General features: G+C 73.1%; 13 protein-coding genes and 1 pseudogene. 8 read left to right on the top strand and 6 right to left on the bottom strand.

Annotated features, from left to right (window positions below; genetic code table 11):
• Positions 1 to 26: 26 nt before the first annotated feature.
• From C6361_RS22225 to C6361_RS22210, 4 genes are all read right to left on the bottom strand, one after another.
• Positions 27 to 1,073 carry a sigma-70 family RNA polymerase sigma factor gene (locus tag C6361_RS22225; RefSeq protein WP_107268883.1) on the bottom strand — a complete coding sequence of 349 codons (1,047 nt, stop codon included), beginning with the start codon at positions 1,071 to 1,073 and terminating at the stop codon, positions 27 to 29.
• Positions 1,074 to 1,102: 29 nt separating this feature from the next.
• Positions 1,103 to 2,686 (bottom strand): phospholipase D-like domain-containing protein, encoded by a 1,584-nt coding sequence (locus tag C6361_RS22220; protein ID WP_107268882.1) that lies wholly within the window; start codon positions 2,684 to 2,686, stop codon positions 1,103 to 1,105.
• A gap of 198 nt (positions 2,687 to 2,884) precedes the next feature.
• The gene (locus tag C6361_RS22215; RefSeq protein WP_107268881.1) at positions 2,885 to 4,585 is read right to left on the bottom strand and encodes a CocE/NonD family hydrolase; all 1,701 of its coding nucleotides are present in this window, start codon (positions 4,583 to 4,585) and stop codon (positions 2,885 to 2,887) included.
• A gap of 134 nt (positions 4,586 to 4,719) precedes the next feature.
• Entirely contained in the window at positions 4,720 to 5,283 is a 564-nt protein-coding gene (locus C6361_RS22210; RefSeq protein ID WP_234358949.1) for a MarR family winged helix-turn-helix transcriptional regulator, read from the bottom strand.
• Positions 5,284 to 5,436: 153 nt separating this feature from the next.
• On the opposite strand from C6361_RS22210, the gene C6361_RS22205 reads away from it, so the two are divergent.
• The 7 genes from C6361_RS22205 to C6361_RS22175 all read left to right on the top strand — a co-directional run bounded on the left by C6361_RS22205 (position 5,437) and on the right by C6361_RS22175 (position 13,524).
• Positions 5,437 to 6,096, top strand: a complete 660-nt coding sequence (locus C6361_RS22205) for an FMN-dependent NADH-azoreductase (protein ID WP_107268880.1) — start codon at positions 5,437 to 5,439, stop codon at positions 6,094 to 6,096.
• An 89-nt stretch (positions 6,097 to 6,185) separates the two neighbouring features.
• Entirely contained in the window at positions 6,186 to 6,983 is a 798-nt protein-coding gene (gene yaaA, locus C6361_RS22200; protein ID WP_107271108.1) for a peroxide stress protein YaaA, read from the top strand.
• 118 nt (positions 6,984 to 7,101) lie between these two features.
• Positions 7,102 to 7,899 (top strand): SAM-dependent methyltransferase, encoded by a 798-nt coding sequence (locus C6361_RS22195; protein WP_159079425.1) that lies wholly within the window; start codon positions 7,102 to 7,104, stop codon positions 7,897 to 7,899.
• 69 nt (positions 7,900 to 7,968) lie between these two features.
• A complete protein-coding gene (locus C6361_RS22190) occupies positions 7,969 to 9,126 on the top strand; it encodes a sensor histidine kinase (RefSeq protein WP_234358948.1) in 1,158 nt (385 codons plus the stop codon).
• Positions 9,123 to 9,779 carry a response regulator transcription factor gene (locus C6361_RS22185; RefSeq protein WP_107268878.1) on the top strand — a complete coding sequence of 219 codons (657 nt, stop codon included), beginning with the start codon at positions 9,123 to 9,125 and terminating at the stop codon, positions 9,777 to 9,779. The genes C6361_RS22190 and C6361_RS22185 overlap by 4 nt, the downstream gene beginning before the upstream one ends.
• An 83-nt stretch (positions 9,780 to 9,862) precedes the next feature.
• On the top strand, positions 9,863 to 10,540 hold the full coding sequence (locus C6361_RS22180; RefSeq protein WP_107268877.1) for an MBL fold metallo-hydrolase: 678 nt from the start codon (positions 9,863 to 9,865) through the stop codon (positions 10,538 to 10,540).
• Between the two features lie 188 nt (positions 10,541 to 10,728).
• Positions 10,729 to 13,524, top strand: coding sequence for a BTAD domain-containing putative transcriptional regulator (locus C6361_RS22175; protein WP_107268876.1), 2,796 nt, complete (start codon positions 10,729 to 10,731; stop codon positions 13,522 to 13,524).
• A 28-nt stretch (positions 13,525 to 13,552) separates the two neighbouring features.
• Here C6361_RS22175 and C6361_RS22170 read toward each other — a convergent pair.
• Together C6361_RS22170 and C6361_RS22165 are read right to left on the bottom strand one after the other, a co-directional pair.
• A pseudogene (locus C6361_RS22170) lies at positions 13,553 to 14,784 on the bottom strand (epoxide hydrolase family protein).
• A gap of 131 nt (positions 14,785 to 14,915) precedes the next feature.
• Positions 14,916 to 15,485: an amphi-Trp domain-containing protein gene (locus C6361_RS22165; RefSeq protein ID WP_107268875.1), complete on the bottom strand. Its 570-nt coding sequence runs from the start codon at positions 15,483 to 15,485 to the stop codon at positions 14,916 to 14,918.
• Positions 15,486 to 15,772: 287 nt separating this feature from the next.
• Here C6361_RS22165 and C6361_RS22160 point away from each other — a divergent pair, with 287 nt between their 5' ends.
• Positions 15,773 to 16,789 (top strand): NAD(+)/NADH kinase, encoded by a 1,017-nt coding sequence (locus tag C6361_RS22160; RefSeq protein ID WP_107258936.1) that lies wholly within the window; start codon positions 15,773 to 15,775, stop codon positions 16,787 to 16,789.
• The last annotated feature ends 18 nt before the right edge of the window (positions 16,790 to 16,807 follow it).

Here is a 16,807-nt window from a genome sequence, read left to right as displayed (position 1 = left end):
GTTGCGACGGCCGGCCGGCCGGAAACTCATCGGTGGCCTGGCAGCGACGGAGGCAGCGCGAACGCCGGAAACAGCCCGGGGTCGTGGAACGCGACGATCTCGGTGATCTGACCGCCCCCGAACCAGAACACGGAGATCGCGAACGGCCGGTGGTCGGGTTCTCCGGGCCGCCGGACGTACGTGGCCACCGCGGGGCGCCCGTTCGCCCGGGTCGGCAGGGTCCGGAACCGGCCGACGTACCCCGGCAGTGCCGGATCCCAGCTCGTCGCCAGCGCCCGCAGCACCGACTCCCGCCCCCGGAACCAGGTCGGGTACGGCGGCATCGTCGTCCGGACGTCCTCGGCCAGCAGCTCGGCCACCGTGGCCAGGTCGGCACGCTCCAGCGCGTCGACGTAGCGGCGCAGCACCGCCCGCTCCTCCTCGCTGGGTGCCGCCGTGGGCGCCCAGTCGAGGCGGCGCTCCGGCAGGTGCTCCCGAATCGTGGCCCTGGCCCGTTGCAGGGCGCTGTTCACCGACGCCACGGAGTTGTCGAGCAGGGTCGCGGTCTGGCTGGCCGGCCAGCCGAGCACGTCCCGCAGGATCAGTACGGCCCGCTGTCGCGGCGGCAGGTGCTGGATCGCGGCCAGGAACGCCAGCTCGATCGTCTCCCGGGTGACCGCCACGGCGTCCGGTTCGGTCTCGCTCGGCGCGGCCGGCTCCCACAGCCGGTCCGGGAACGGCTGGAGCCAGTGGATGTCGGTGGGCGGCGCCAGGTCGTCGTCCGGGTTCGACGGGCCGCTCAGGTGGTGCGGGAGCATCCGACGGGTCCGGCCGTCGAGCGCGTCCAGGCAGGCGTTGGTGGCGATCCGGTAGAGCCAGGCCCGGATCGTGGCGCGGCCCTGGAAGCCGGCGATGTTCTTCCACGCGCGCAGGAACGTCTCCTGCACCAGGTCTTCGGCGTCGTGGTAGGAGCCGAGCATCCGGTAGCAGTGCACCCGCAGCTCCCGCCGGTGCCGCTCCACCAGGGTCGTGAACGCGGACTCGTCGCCGTCCCGCGCCGCCGCGACGAGCAGGTCGTCGTGCCCGGTCCCCACCTGCCGACCTCCGTCCGCCCCGTCCCGGTCTACCAGTTGCCGGCGCGCCGGTCCCGCCAGGTCCGACCGTCCGGATCGTAGACCAGCCGGTACGTCGGGACCGCCCAGAGCCGCTGGTGCCACGGCAGGCGGCTCGTCTCGTGCGGGACCAGCCGTCCCGGTGGCCGGGGACCCCGCCGGCCGCCCGCGTGCCAGTCCCGCAGCGCGTTCGCGGCGGATTCGACGGCGTCGACCGCCGAGTCCGGGTCGAGAAGGTCGTCGTCGTCGCCGGGCGCCCGGTCCAGGTGCTCGCGGAGCAGGGCCAGCCGCAGGTCACGGGGGAACCGGCGGGCGCCGTCGCCGAGGCCGGCCGGGTCGCGCGGCTCCCGCTCGTCGCGGGTGTCGTCCAGGACGGCGCAGGAGAGTTCGCTGTCGTGGGTCCAGGAGCGCCGGTTGAAGTTGTCGCTGCCGATGCTGCACCAGACGTCGTCCACCACGCAGACCTTCGCGTGCACGTAGACGGGGGTGCCGGCGTGGTTCTCCACGTCGTACACGTGCACCCGGTCGGCGGCGGCCTCCCGGCAGAGTGCGATGGCCTGCTCCCGGCCTACCTGGTTGGGTGGCAGTGCGAACCGGCCGTCCACGTCCGGATGCCGGGGCACGACGGCGACCAGGTGCAGGTCGGGGTTCTCGCGTAGCGCGTCGGCGAAGAGCTTCGCCACCTCCCGGGACCAGAGATACTGGTCCTCCAGGTAGACCAGCCGGCGGGCCCGCTTGATCGCCTTGGTGTAGCCACGGGCGATCGTCTGCTCGCCGAGCTTCGCGAAGCCGTAGGCCGGACGCATCGCCGGATAGGTCCGGAGCACCTGGATCCGGTGCGGTCCGCAGGCCGGCGGGTCGGGCGGCTGCGGCGGTAGCCGGTCGGCGTGCAGGTCGGCGCCGTCGAGCTTGTCGCGTACGGTGCTGATCGGCCCGTGCTGGTCCAGCGGCGCCGGGTCGGTCCAGCGCTCCCGGAAGGTGAGGTCGAGCGCGCCGACGACCGGGCCGCGGAGCGCGAGCTGCACGTCGTGCCAGGGCGGGCGGTCGCCGTACGCCCTGGCCATCCGCACGGCCTGCGGGTCGCCCCGATGGTCGGCGTCGTCGCGCCGGCTGTGGCACAGGTCGATGCCGCCGGCGAACGCGATGTCCCGCTCCGGCCGGCCGGGATGCCGGAGTACGACCAGCTTCTGGTGGTGCGAGCCGCCGCGCCGGACCCGCTGGTCGAGCAGTACCTCGCCGCCGGCCGCCTCGACCTCCTCGCCGAGGTGCCGGTTCTCCTCCTCGCTGTAGGCGAACCGGTCGAGGTGGGAGCGCCAGATCAGGCCCTTGACGACCACGCCGCGCCGGGCGGCGTCGGAGAGCAGCTCGACGATGGTGGGGCCGTCGTCGCGCAGCCGCTCGTCCGGGTCGCCGCGCCAGTCGGTGAAGAAGACGTAGTCACCCGCTTCGAGTGCCTCGACCTCGGTGGCGAGCCGGTCGAAGTAGGTGGCGCCGTGGATCAGCGGCTCGGCCAGGTTGCCGTCGGTCCAGGCGGGGAGGGCGGAGTCGGGGTTGTCCCGCTCCGCCGCGCTGAGAAACCACTCCTGAACAGGCACGCGGCACCTTCCGGTAGGCGATCACCCCACGGTAGGACGGGCGCCGCCGCTCTGCATCCCGTACCCCCGGTGTCGGATGGCCCGGGACGGCGGCGAGCCCGACATCCTGCTCGAGCGTGGTGACACCGTGGCACCATGGTGCCAGGGTGTCACCACGCTCAGACACATCCACGCCGCCGGCCGGCCCGCGAAGCTCCCTCAGTTCGTCAGCGGCAGGGTGAGCCGGCTCGGCGAGAGCTGCACGGTGACCCCGGCCGCCAGCGAGTCGGTGGTCAGGTATTCACCGTGGTTGGCGACGAGCACCAGCCCGATCCGGCTGCCGACCGGGAAGACGTAGTCCTTCGGCTCCAGCCGGATCGTCACCGTGTAGGCGGTACCCGGCGTCAGCGGGGTACCGGTCGTCAGCGAGCTGCGGTTCTTGGTGTCGATGGCGCCCCGGCTCACCACCCGGGTCGGTACCCCGTCGGTGTAGTGCACCAGCACGGCGGTCAACGGGGTACTCGTCGAGGTCGCGCTGAACCGCACCTCGACCGTGCCGGCCCCGGCGAGGCGCCGGGCGGTGGTCGACGCCGGGGCGAGATAGACCAGCCGGTTCGGCTTGGCCGTCTCCGGCTGGCTGGTCATCGCGTACTCGAGCTGGCCCCGACTGTCGGTGAACGACTGGCTGACCGCCGGGCCGGGCGCGGTGAGCAGGGTCCCGGCGGCGCCACCGCCCGGCCCGCCGAGGTGGTAGTTGGTCGAGGTGACCGTCCCCGGCCAGCTCGGATAGGTGCTCGTCGTGCCGCCGGGCCGCTTGATGGTGGCCTGCGGCTCGTTCATGATCCCGTTGGCGATGTCGTAGAGCCAGTGGTCCATCCAGCGGCCCACGGTGTCCCGCCCCACCAGGTCGCTGCCGAACGGGTCGACGTGCCCGCCGTCGTGCAGCCACAACTTGCGCGGCACGCCCTGGGCGGCGATGGCATCCCAGTACCGGCCGAAGTGGGTGGTCTTGGTGTTGTTGTCCTGCTGGCCGTGCACCAGGAAGACCGAGGCGTCCACCGAGGCCGCCCCGTCCCGGTAGTCGCGCTGCTGCCAGAAGGCGTTCATGTCGGCGGTGGCGTCGTCGGCCGAGTTGCCGAGCGCGGTGTACCGGGCGTCGCACTCGGCGTCGTGCGCGGGCGAGGAGACGTACCGGGCCAGGGACTCCGGGTAGCGGCTGCCGAAGCCGCCGTACGCGATGCCCTGGGCGCGGGCGTAGTCGTACCAGGCGGAGATGCTGGCGATCGGGACGATCGTCTCCAACCCCTCGATGCCGGTCTCGGCGACGGCGATCGGCAGGGTGCCGGCGTACGAGACACCGATCATGCCGACCGCACCGGTGCTCCAGTCGGCGACCGCGGGCGTACCGTCGGAGTAGCTCGCGGTGGCGCGGCCGTTCAGCCAGTCGATGGCGGCGCTCGCACTGCGGACGTCCTCCGGGCCGCCGATGGTGGCGCAGCCGTCCGACCCGGCGGTCCCCTGCATGTCGACCTCGACGACGGCGTAGCCGCGCGGCACGAAATAGTCGTCGTACCAGGCGGTGAAGTGCGCCGGGACGATCAGGTCGCCGCGCGGCGCGGTGCCGTCCCCGAAGTACGGGCTGGCGTGCATCACGGTGGCGACCTGGAGCCCGGCCTCGGTCTCCTCGGGCCGGATCACCTGCACGGCGATCCGGTCCGTCGCACCGTCCCCGTCACTGTCCATTCCGGAGTTGACGTAGACGGTCTCCTGGATCGCCGCGTCCCTGGCGAAGACGGGCTGGGTGGCGCCGTTCTCGACCCGCCGGCCGGGTGGCGCGGCGACGGCCGGCGCCGTGCCGACCAGCACGCCTCCCGCCGTCAGCACCCCGGCCGCCAGGGCGGCGGCGAACGATCTGGACATGGCTGTGCCAACGCGATGGCGCATGGTCCCTCCCCCGTACCGGACACGTGGCGCCACCATATCGACTCAGCACGATCTGACGGAAGTCGATGTGGGGAAGGCGAACAGGGCCGCGCGAGGCCGAGAGGGCGCGGTCAGCGCCGGCGGCGGCTCCGGTTCTCCTGCTCGTGCAGCTCCTCGACCACCTGGCAGGCGTTGTGCATCGGGTCGAGCCGGTCGGCGTGGATCGCCACGCGTTGCAGCAGCTCCTTGAAGGCCGACTCGTCCCGGCCGAGTACGCCGAGGATCTCGGCCTCGGCACCGGCCAGCGCGGCCTGCCGGTCCTGCCAGAGCGCCCTGCCGGCCTCGGTGGCGACGACCCGGCGGCTGCGCCGGTCGGCCGGGTCGGGTTGCCGGGAGACCAGTCCGGCGGTCTCCAGGTCGTCGATCAGGTAGGTGAGGACCGTCCGGTCGATGCCGAGCTGGGCGGCCATCGCACCCTGGTTGGTCGCCAGGTTCTGGCTCGCCGAGGCGACGACCTGGTAGCCCCGGGGGCCACCGGGCACGTCCTTGACGATCTCCTCCGCCGCGCGGAGGTAGCGCCTCATGATCACGCCGAGCGCCCAGGCGAAGTCGTCCTTGAGCAACTCCGCCGCGATCCGACCGCCGCCGTCCTCGGGACGTGCGGCGGAAGGCGCGGGAGCTGCGGCGTCGGACACGTGACCAGCATACCCGTCAAGAAGATCATCGCCCGATAGATGTTCTGTGAAGCAGAAGTGTTTGCGCAAAGATAATCTGGATCACAGTTGTGCTGCATTACAACTTATCTGCGGCTAACTTGGTCGGGACCACAGAACATCCTGGAGGTAAGAGTGAGCCTGTTCCGACTCGACGCCAGCATCCGCGGCGAGCAGTCCGTCAGCCGGGCCGTCGCCGACACCGCCGAGGCGGCCTGGACCCGTACCCACCCGTCCGGGTCGGTCATCCGCCGCGACCTGGCCGCCTCACCGGTACCGGTCGACGCCTGGACCACGGCGGTCAGCGCCGGATTCGTCCCGGCCGACCAGCGCGGCGAGGCGCAACTCCGGGCCGCCGCCCTCGCCGCCAGCTACGTCGACGAACTCGTCGCCGCCGACGCCTACCTGCTCGCCGTGCCGCTCTACAACTACGGCGTGTCCCAGCACGTCAAATCCTGGATCGACATCCTGCTCACCGACCCCCGACTGGCGCCCGGCCAGGCGTCGCCGCTGCGCGGCCGGCCGGCGGCGCTGATCGTCACCCGGGGCGGCGGCTACGGTCCGGGTACCCCACGGGAGGGCTGGGACCACGCCACGCCGTACTACCGCCGCTTCTTCGGGGACATACTCGAACTGGACCTGCACGTCAGCGAGGTCGAGTTGACCCTGGCCGAGGTCACCCCGGCGATGGAGCCGCTGCGGGACCTGGCCCGACAGAACCTCGAAGCCGGGCACACCTCGGCCGGCAAGCACGGCGAACTGCTCGCCCAGCACGCGCTCGGCAAGGTGGCCTGACCGGCCGCTCCGACCGGTACGCGTACGGGGCTCCGCCGCCCGGCACACCCCGTACGCGACCGCCGGCCACCTGCGTAGGCTTGCTGGTCGTGCTGATCCTGCTGCCCCCGTCGGAGGGGAAGACCGCGCCCCGCTCCGGCCGGCCGGTGAACCCGGACACGCTCAGCCTGCCGGCGCTCAACCCCGGCCGGGAACGCGTCCTCGACGCGCTCGTCGCGCTCTGCGCCGGACCGGACCGGGACCGGGCCAGGGAGGTGCTCGGACTCAGCCCGGGGCAGGACGAGGAACTGGACCGCAACGCCCGGCTGCGCACCGCTGCGGCGCAGCCGGCGGCCAAGGTCTACACCGGGGTGCTCTACGACGCGCTCGGCTTCGGCACCCTGCCCGGTCCGGCCCGGGCGCGGGCCCGACGCTCCGTACTCGTCTTCTCCGGGCTCTGGGGCGCGCTCCGGATGGACGACCGGATCCCGGCGTACCGCTGCGCGATCGGGGTGAACCTGCCCGGGCTGGGCGGGCTCGCGGCGTACTGGCGCGGGCTGCTCGACCCGGTGCTCACCGAGGCGGCCGGCGGCGGGCCCGTGCTCGACCTCCGCTCCAGCGGGTACGCGCCGATGTGGCGGCCCACCGGCCGGCTGGCCGAGCGCACCGTGACGGTCCGGGTGCTGCACGAGCAGGTGGTCGCCGGTGAGCTCCGACGCTCGGTGGTGAGCCACTTCAACAAGGCCAGCAAGGGTCGGCTGGTCCGCGACCTACTGCTGGCCGGCGCGGCACCCCGGTCGACCGGCCGGCTGGTCGAGGCGCTGCGCGACCTGAAGTACACCGTCGAGGAGCAGCCGGCGGTCGCCGGCCGCCCGCGTCAGCTCGACCTGGTGGTCACCGAACTGTGACCTCACCCGGACCGGCCGGGGAACCCCTTTCCCGCCGCCCCTGAGCGTGTTTCCGGTCCCGGGCGGGCTAAGATCAGCGCGCCGTCCGCAGCCCTCGACCCCACTTCCGGGAGTGCTCGTGACCAACCAGGACTCCGTGCCGTCCGGTATCGACACCACGCAGATGAGCCACGCCCGCGCCTACGACTACGTGCTCGGCGGCAAGGACAACTTCGCGGTGGACCGGGAGGCCGCCAAGCAGGTCATCGCGCTCGCCCCGGACCTGCCCGCTCTCGGCAGGGCGCAGCGGAGGTTCCTGCTCCGGGTCACCCAGATGTGCGCCGACGCCGGCATCAAGCAGTTCCTCGACGTGGGCGCCGGCATCCCCACCGCGCCCAACGTGCACGAGACCGCCCGGGCCATCACCCCGGACGCCCGGGTGGTCTACGTGGACAACGACCCGATCGTCTTCATCCACAACCGGGCCCTGCTGGCCACCGACGAGAACGTGGCCTCGATCCAGGCCGACGTACGCCAACCGGACGAACTCCTCGACGACCCGCAGGTGCAGCGGCTGATCAACTTCGACGAGCCGGTACTGCTGCTCTTCATCGGCCTGTTCCACCTGGTCACCGACGCCGAGGACCCGGCGGCGCTGGTCGCGCGGTTCCGCGAGCGGTTGGCTCCCGGCAGCTACGTCTGCATCTCGCAGTTCTGCACCGACGGCAGCGACCCGGCGGCCAAGGCGAAACTGGAGGAGATTTCGGCCAACTCCCCCGCGCCGATGACGTTCCGGCGCCGGGAAGAGATCGAACGGTTCTTCGACGGCTTCGAGCTGCTCTCGCCCGGCGTCGTCGACCTGCAACAGTGGTGGCCGGACGAGAATGCCGCGCCGACCATGCTCAAGGTCGCCGCCGGGGTCGGCCGGAAGCTCTAGCCCGGCCGCACCCGCGACCGTACTTTCGGCCGGTTCGGCGCCCCGGCTCAATTCCGTAGCCTGACCGGCGTGAACGTCGCGAACCGGCTGGCCGGTCGGGCCCGGGTCGCCGCCGACGCCGGGCTCGGCATCCTCTTCGGCGCCGCCCTGCTGAGCACGGCGACCGCGCTCGCCGCGAGCTGGGGTGGCCACTACTGGCTCTTCGGCTGCGCCGCCGGAGCGGTCGTCTGCGGCCTCGCCCTGACGCGGCGGCGGCACCGGCTCGGGGCCGCGGTCGCCGGCCTCGCCGTCGCGGCCGTCGCCATCGTGGTCGCCCGGGCCGCCGGACTGCCCGCCGAGCCCGGCCCCGCCTCGGCCCTCGCCCTCTCCGTGCTGGTGGGTTCGGCGGTCCGGAGACTCCCGGTACGGTCGGCCGGCGCGATCGCGGTCGCCGGACTGGGCATCGTGGTCGGGGCCCATCTCGCCTTCCCACCCTCCGGCACCGTCGTCGGCGGCGTCCCCGGGCTGAACGCCCTGGGCTGGCTCGCCGCGCTGACGGTCGGGCCGGGTCTACGGCTGCTGGCCGCCCGCCGCCGGGCCGTGGCCGATCGGGTACGCCGGGACGAGCGGCTGGAACTGGCCAGGGAACTGCACGACGTCGTCGCCCACCACATCACCGGCATCGTGGTGCAGGCCCAGGCGGCGCAGATCGTCGCCCGCCGGCATCCCGAGCGGGCCGGCGCGGCCCTGGCCGGCATCGAGTCGGCCGGGTCGGACGCGCTGGCCGCGATGCGCCGGGTGGTCGGACTGCTGCGCGACACCGACGACGCCGCCCCGACCAGCCCCAATCCCGAACACCTCGGCGAGCTGGTCCGGCGCTTCGAGGGCCACGGGCCGGCGGTACGGCTGCGGCTGCCGGACGGCGAGGAGACCTCGACGTGGCCGCCCGAGGTGACCACTACGGTGCACCGGGTGGTACGGGAGTCGCTGACCAACGTCGCCCGGCACGCCCCACACGCCCGCTCGGTCACGGTGACCGTCGACCGGGACCGGACAGCCGTCACCGTCGAAGTCGTCGACGACGCCCCGCCGGCCGCGACCCGCTACCCGCACCGTGCCGGCTACGGGCTGATCGGTATGCGGGAGCGTCTCGAAGCGCTCGGCGGCACCTTTCGGGCCGGGCCGGGTCCCGACGTCGGCTGGGCGGTACGCGCCACCGTGCCCGTACCGGCCGGGAGCCGTCGATGACCATCCGGGTGCTGCTCGCCGACGACCAGGCGATGGTACGCAGCGGCCTGCGGCTCATCCTCGAGGACCAGCCCGACATCGACGTGGTCGCCGAGGCCTCGGACGGCGGGCAGGCGGTCGCGCTCGCCCGACGGCTGCGCCCGGACGTCAGCCTCGTCGACATCAGGATGCCGCGGCTCGACGGCATCGAGGTGACCCGCGCGCTGGCCGGCCCCGACGTCCCCGATCCACTCCGGGTGGTCGTGGTCACCACCTTCGACCTCGACGAGTACCTCTACGGCGCACTGCGCGGCGGAGCCGTCGGCTTCGTACTCAAGGACGCCGGCCCGGCGCTGCTGGTCGAGGCGGTCCGGGCCGCGCACGCCGGTGACGCCCTGGTCTCGCCCTCGGTCACCGTGCGACTCCTGCGCCACCTGCGCAGCATCGGGGCACCCGGCAGCGGGCGGGCCGCCCGGGCCCTCTCCGAACGGGAGCTCCAGGTGGTCCGGGCCATCGCCCGGGGGCGTACCAACGCCGAGATCGCCGCCGAGCTGTTCATCTCGATCAGCACGGTCAAGAGTCACCTCTCCGGCATCCAGTCCAAGCTGGGGCTGCGCAACCGGGTCGAGATCGCGGCCTGGGCCTGGGAGAACCACGTCGTCGGGCTCGGTTGAGGCATTCGGCCCAGCCGATTCCGGGTTTGCCCGCCGAGTTCCGGGGGTAGCCCGCCGGGACACCCGGGGAACGGAGCCGGCGGTTGAGGGTCGCGAAGTACCTGCACTCGTGCCTGCTCGTCGAGGAGGCCGGGGTGCGGCTGCTGATCGATCCCGGCCGGTTCAGCTTTGCCGAGGGCCGGGTACGCCCGGAGGACTTCGGCCGGCTCGACGCCGTCGCCCTCACCCACCACCACCCGGACCACGCCGACCCGGCGGCGCTGGTCGAGATCGTGCACCGGACCGGTGCGCGACTGCTCGGCAACCGGGAAACCGCGCAGGCGCTGCGCGGGTACGGACTCGACGTGACGGTGGTGGAGGCGGGCGAGTACCGGATCGGGGCACTCCGGCTCGACGCCGTTCCCGCCGACCACGAGCCGATCCTCGACGACCACACCCCGGCCAACACCGCCTACCTGGTCGGCGGAGTACTGCTGCACTGCGGCGACTCGCTGCACCCCGGGCTGCTGGCCCACCGGGGTGTCGCGGTGGCGGCGGTACCCGTGACGGCGCCCTTCCTGACCGAACGCGCGGTGGCCGGATTCGTCGCCCAACTCCAACCCGGTGCGGTGCTGCCGGTCCATGACGGTCACGCCCGGGACTTCTTCCTTCAGCAGCGCTACGACACCTACCGCCGGTACGTCGAGCGGCTCGGCGTCGTCTTCCACGCCCTGACCGAACCGGGCGCCGGCATCACCGTCGGGCGGCCCGGCCCCCCTTGACGCCGCCGTGCCCCGGGCGATTCGCCATTGCATTGCGGAATTGCGCAACCGATTCAGGAATTGATCTCCGTCGCGTCGGTAAACCGATATTGTCTGTTCCCGCGACCCTGTATGTGTACGTCAGGCTGCGTATTTCCGATTGCCCGCTGTTGTGTCAGCCTGTCGAAGACGCGGGGGCGGAGAGGGCGATGGTCAACGGGGTGGAATTCGGGCTGCTCGGGCCCATCGACGTGCGGGTGGACGGCCGGCCGGTGCCGATCCGGTCGCCGAAGTGCCGGACACTGCTGGCGACACTGCTGCTGGAGCCGGGCCGGCTCGTCTCGGTCGGACGGCTGACCGAGGCGATCTGGGACGACCGGCAGCCGGACAATCCTCGCCGGGCGGCGCAGTTGTACGTCACCCGGCTGCGGGCACTGCTCGAAGAGGCGGGCTCGCCACCACTGATCAGCACCGGTTCCGACGGCTATCTGATCGAGGCCGGCGACGATCTCGTCGACCTGGGGCGGTTCCGGCACTGGCTGCTGGCGGCCGACCGGGCGGCCCGGCGCTGCGATCCGGACGGCGAGTCGACGGCGCTGCGCGCCGCGCTGCGGCAGTGGCGCGGCGATCCGCTCTGCGACGTACCGTCCGAACTGCTGCATCGGGAGAGCGTCCCCGGCCTGCGGGAACAGCGACTCCGTACGCTGGAGCGGCGGATCGACGTGGACCTGCGGCTCGGCCGGTACGCCGAACTCGTCGAGGAGTTGCGCGGGCTGACCGCCCGGGACCGGCTGCGGGAACGGCTGTGGCTGCAACTGGTCACCGCACTGCACCGCAGCGGGCGCCGGGCCGAGGCGCTGGACGCCTACCACCAGGGTTGCCGGCACCTGGCCGAGGAGCTGGGGCTCGACCCCGGCGAGGAGTTCCAGCGACTGCACGCCCAGGTGCTCGCCGGCACCCCGACGGCACCCGCCGAGGCGGTGGGGCTGCCGCCGGTACCCCGGCAGCTGCCGCCGGACGTCTCCGGCTTCGCCGGCCGGAGCGCCGAGGTGGACCGGCTGCACACCCTGCTGCACACCCGCGACCTCCGCCCCGGTGGCGCCCCCGGCATCCTGGTCCTGAACGGTACGGCCGGGGTCGGCAAGACCGCGCTGGCGCTGCACTGGTCCCGGCGGGTCGCGGAGTCCTTCCCCGACGGGCAGCTCTGGGTCAACCTGCGCGGCTACGACGACCGGGCCACGGTGACCCCCGAGCACGCGCTGACGCTCTTCCTGCGTGCGCTCGGGCTGCCCACCGCGCAGATCCCCGCCGACCTCGACGGGCAGACCGGGCTGTACCGGTCCCTGATGGACGGCCGCCGGATGCTGATCGTGCTGGACAACGCGGGCGACGCCGAGCAGGTCCGGCCGCTGCTGCCCGGCGGCACCGGATCCTTCGTGCTGATCACCAGCCGCAACGAACTATCCGCGCTGGTGGTGACCGAGGGGGCCCGGTCGGTCCGGCTGGACCCGTTCACCACGTGCCAGGCCCGGCAGATGCTCGCCGCCCGGCTCGGCCGGCAACGGATCGACGCCGAACCCGAGGCGGTGGACCGGATCGTCGAGGCGTGCGGCCGGCTGCCGCTGGCCCTGGCCATCGTCGCCGCCCGGGCCGTCGCCCGCCCCGACTTCCCGCTGGCGGCGCTGCACCGGCAACTGGCCGAGGCCGGGGACGGGCTGGACAGGTTCGCCAGCCCGGACACGGCGGTGGACGTACGCGCGGTCTTCTCGTGGTCGCACCGGACCCTCGGCACGCCGGCCGCCCGGCTGTTCCGGCGGCTCGGCCTGCACCCCACCCCGGAGCTCTCCGCACCGGCCGCCGCCACCCTGGCCGGGGTCGACGAGCCGCGCAGCCGGCCGCCGCTCGACGAACTCGCCGCCGCGCACCTGGTCAGCGAGCACGCCCCGGACCGGTTCGTGGTGCACGACCTGCTCTACGCGTACGCCGCCGAACTCACCGCCGAGCAGGACCCGCCCGCACTGCGCGACGCCAGTCAACGCCGGCTGGTCGAATGGCTGACCCGCAGCGCCCTGAACGCCCGGCCGCTGCTCCAGCCGAGCGAGTCCGAGGTGACGGTGCCGGTGCCGGGAGTACCGCCGGACGTCGCACCGCTGACCTTCTCCGCCGAGCGGCAGGCGCGGGAGTGGTACGGGACCGAGCGGCACAACCTGATCGCCGCCGTGGAACTCGCGCAGGCGCGCGGCTTCGACGACCTCTGCTGGCGCCTCGCCTACGCCACCTGGGTCCACCTGCACCTGACCCGGGCCTGGGCGGAGCTGATCCGCACCCACCGGGCCGGACTCCGCGCCGCCGAGCGGACCGGTGACCGGATCGGCCAGGCACACATGCTCAGCGGCATCGGCACCGCCTACCGGTCGACCCGGCAGACCGGGCTGGCGGTGCGGACGCACCAGCGGGCCCTGGAGATCTTCCGGGAGGTGGACGACCCGGCAGGCATCGCGACGGTGCTGAGCAACCTCGGCGCCGCGTACCGGGACGCCGGTGAGCACCTGCGCTCGCTGCGGTGCAGCCGGCAGGCGTACGCGCTGGAACGGGCGCACGGCGAGACCGGAAACATGTCGATCTCGCTCTACCAGATCGCGCTGACCCTGACCGTCGCCGGCCGGCCCGCCGAGGCGGTACCAGTGATCACGGAGTCCCTGGAGATCTTCCGGTCGATGGGGCACCGCCGGGGCGAGGCCCGGGCCTTGCAGGCCGCCGCGACCGCGCACAGCCAACTGGGCCGGCACGGCGCGGCGATCGCCCAGTACCGGCGGGCCGCCGAGATCTACCGGGACCTCGACGACCGCTGGTACCACGCGGCCAGCCTGCACCGGCTCGGCGACGCACTGCGGACGGCCGGGCGCCGCCAGGACGGCCGGGTGGTCTGGCGGCAGGCCCTCGCCGTCTACGAGGAACTCGGCGCGCCGGACGCGGCAGCCCTGCGCCGCAAGCTCCGGGAGTGAGCACCGCGCCGAGCCGGTCGCGTGCGCCTCAGCGCAGTTGCCGGAAGAACTCCCGGACGTCGCCGACCAGCAGCTCCGGGGCCTCCATCGCGAGGAAGTGCCCGCCCCGGTCGAGTTCGGTCCACCGTACGACGTGATGGTCCCGCTCCGCCCAGCGCCGGATCGTCACGTCGTGGGTGGAGACCAGCACCCCGGTCGGTACGGTGCCGCGCGACGCCGCCGCCCACTCCCCGGCTCCGGCTTCCGCCCCGGCGCTCCCGCCGTCGCTGCCGTCCCCGCCGTCGCTGCCGCCTCCGTCGTCGCTGCCGCCTCCGTCCCAGTCCCCGGCCCAGTCGGTCGCCGACATCGACTCGTAGTAGATCTGCGCGGCCGAGCCGGCGGTGCCGGTGAACCAGTAGAGGGTGACGTCGGTCAGCATCCGGTCCCGGTCGACGCTCTGCTCCGGCAGGCCCTCCTCGGGATCGGTGAGTTCCTTGAACTTCTCCACGATCCAGCCGAGCTGGCCGACCGGCGAGTCGTGCAGCGCGTACGCCACCGTCTGCGGCCGCTTGGAGTTGCACTGGAGGTAGCCGTCGTTGAAGTCCTGCATCGCCTGCCAGCGACGCTGCTCGACCTCGGTCAGCCCGTCCAGTTCGCCGTCGACGCCGGTCGGGAAGGTGAGCAGGGCGTTGAGGTGCAGCCCGACCACCCGGTCCGGATGGCGCCGGGCCAGCTCCGGGCCCACCCAGGCGCCGGTGTCGTAACCCTGTACGCCGTACCTCTGGTAGCCGAGCCGGGACATCAGCTCGCCGAGTACCGCCGCCATCCGGGCCGGCCCCATCCCCAGCCGGCCAGCGGGGTCGAGAAGCCGAACCCGGGCAGCGACGGGATGACCAGGTGGAACGCGTCGGCCGGGTCGGCGCCGTACGCGCCCGGCTGGGTCAGCGGCCCGATCACGTCGAGGAAGTCGACCACGCCACCCGGCCAGCCGTGCAGCAGGAGCAGCGGGGTGGCGGCCGGCTCGGTCGAGCGTACGTGCAGGAAGTGCAGGTTCTGCCCGTCGACGGTGGTGACGAACTGGGGGTACTCGTTCAGCGCCGCCTCGTGCACCCGCCAGTCGTACTTCGTCCGCCAGTACTCGGCGAGTTCCCGCAGATATCCCAGCGGTACGCCACGGCTCCAGCCGACGCCGGGAAGCTCGTCCGGCCAGCGCGTGTTCGCCAGCCTCGCGTGCAGGTCGTCGAGCTGGGCCTGGGGAATGTTGATGCGGAAGGGACGGATCAGGGGTTCGGGGTTGGTCATGGCGGTCACGCTAGGCCGTACTCCGGTCAGCTCCTGGCCGGAATTGCGGGGCCGCCGGGTAGGCCGGTCGGAGATCCGGGTGCCCACCCGGCGGCCGTCCCGACCGGAGGTCAGGCCGCTCCGGCCGGCCGGCCCTCACCCGCCGGCTCGGCGGTCCCGGACGCCTGGGTCGGGCTGGACGACTCGGCTCCGGTGCTCGCGGTGGTGCTCGGGCCGGCCGGGCTGGATGACTCAGCCTCGGTGCTCGCGGTGGTGCTCGGGCCGGCCGGTCCGCTGGTCAGCGCCGCCTCGGCGGCCGCCGGCTTGGTCGACTCCTCGTCCGCTCCGCCGTCGCCCTCCTCGCCCTCGTCCCCCTTGCCCTCGCCTTCCTCGCCCTCGCCTTCCTCGTCTCCGTCTTCTTCGTCCCCGTCTTCTTCGTCTTCTTCGTCTTCTTCGTCCTCGGCGGCGCTGGTGGCGGCCGCGGGATCCGTCCAGGAGAACTCGATCTCCACGGAGATCTCGGCGCCGTCGCGCTCGATTTCCAGCTCACATTCGACCTGGTCGGTGACGGCGACCGCACCGGCCGCGCCGTAGAAGATCTTCCCCTCCGAATCGAGCTGGTGGGCCAGCTGGCGCAGCCAGCCCGCCAGGTCCGCCCGCGACACCGTACGCTCGTCCTCGTAGATTTCCATGGCCGCCATGCTCGCACTCCACACAGGACCGGCCGCGCCTGGGTCCGGTTGGGCAACGCCACGGTGCCGCCCCGATGCGGAGGCCGACGATCCCGGCCTACACCCCGCCACCGGCACGCCGAGATCGTCGCCGGACGGGGGTACCGCCACCCACACCGCCGGGGCACGGGACCGGCCCGGGTCGGTCCGGGCTGGTCGACCAGGTTCGTGGTAGGCAGTGCCCAGGACCGCGACCGGATCGTTCACCGCCCGAGGGCCGGTGACGCGGGCGCCAGGCAGCAGAGACGAGAGAGAGCATGACGGGTCAGCGGATCGGCTTGGTGGTGCACGAGGGCCGGGCGGCGGCGGTGGCGGCGGCCCGGACCGTCCGCGGCTGGGCGGCCGACCATTCGATCGGGATCAGCGACATCGACGTCTGGGAGCCGTCCTGGGAACACCGGCAACGGCGCAACGCGGGTGACGAGGCCGAGGCCGCCGGGCACCCGGCGCTGGTGGTGACGATCGGCGGGGACGGGACGTTCCTGCGGGGCGCGCGGATCGCCGCCAAGGACGGGGTACCGGTGCTCGGCGTCAACGTCGGCCGGGTGGGTTTCCTGACCGAGATCGAGCCCACCGAGATCGACACGGCGTTGGAGGCGTTCTTCTCCGGCCGGGTACAGCTCGACGAGCGGCTGATGCTGACGCTCTGCGCCTCCCGGCCGCTGGAGATCCCCGGCGGGATGGAGGCGCTGCTGCGCTACGGACGCGGGCCGCTGCTGCCACCGCCCCCGCCACTGCCCCGTACCGCCGAACCGGTCGACCAGCCCGGCGTGGCGCTGGACGTCACCGCGCTCAACGACATCGTCTTCGAGAAGCTGGCCCGGGACCGTCAGGCGAGTCTCGGGGTGTACCTGGACGAGACCCTCTTCGCGTCCTACTCGGCCGACGCCCTCGTGGTGGGCAGTCCGACCGGCTCCACCGCCTACAACTTCGCCGCCGGTGGCCCGATCCTCTCCCCCCGGCTCGGCGCGCTGGTCCTCACCCCGGTCGCCCCGCACATGGTCTTCAACCGCAGCCTGGTGATGGCCGCCGAGGAGGCGGTGACGGTACGCGTGCTCGACCAGTCGGGGCAGGTCGCGGTCAGCGTGGACGGGCAGCTTCGCGGGGTACTCGATCCCGGCGACTGGGTGACGGTGCTGCCGGCGCGCGAGCCGGCCCGGCTGGTACGGCTGCGCCCCTCCCGGTTCTACTCACGGTTGCGGGAGCGGTTCTCCCTCGCCGACGCGCCCGCGGCGGTGGCGGACAGCCGGCGGCCCGACCAGGCCGACGGCTGAGCGCAACCGGACGACGGA

The organism is Plantactinospora sp. BC1 (genome assembly GCF_003030345.1).
In the GTDB taxonomy this organism is placed as follows: domain Bacteria; phylum Actinomycetota; class Actinomycetes; order Mycobacteriales; family Micromonosporaceae; genus Plantactinospora.
This window is presented reverse-complemented; position numbering and strand designations above follow the sequence as displayed.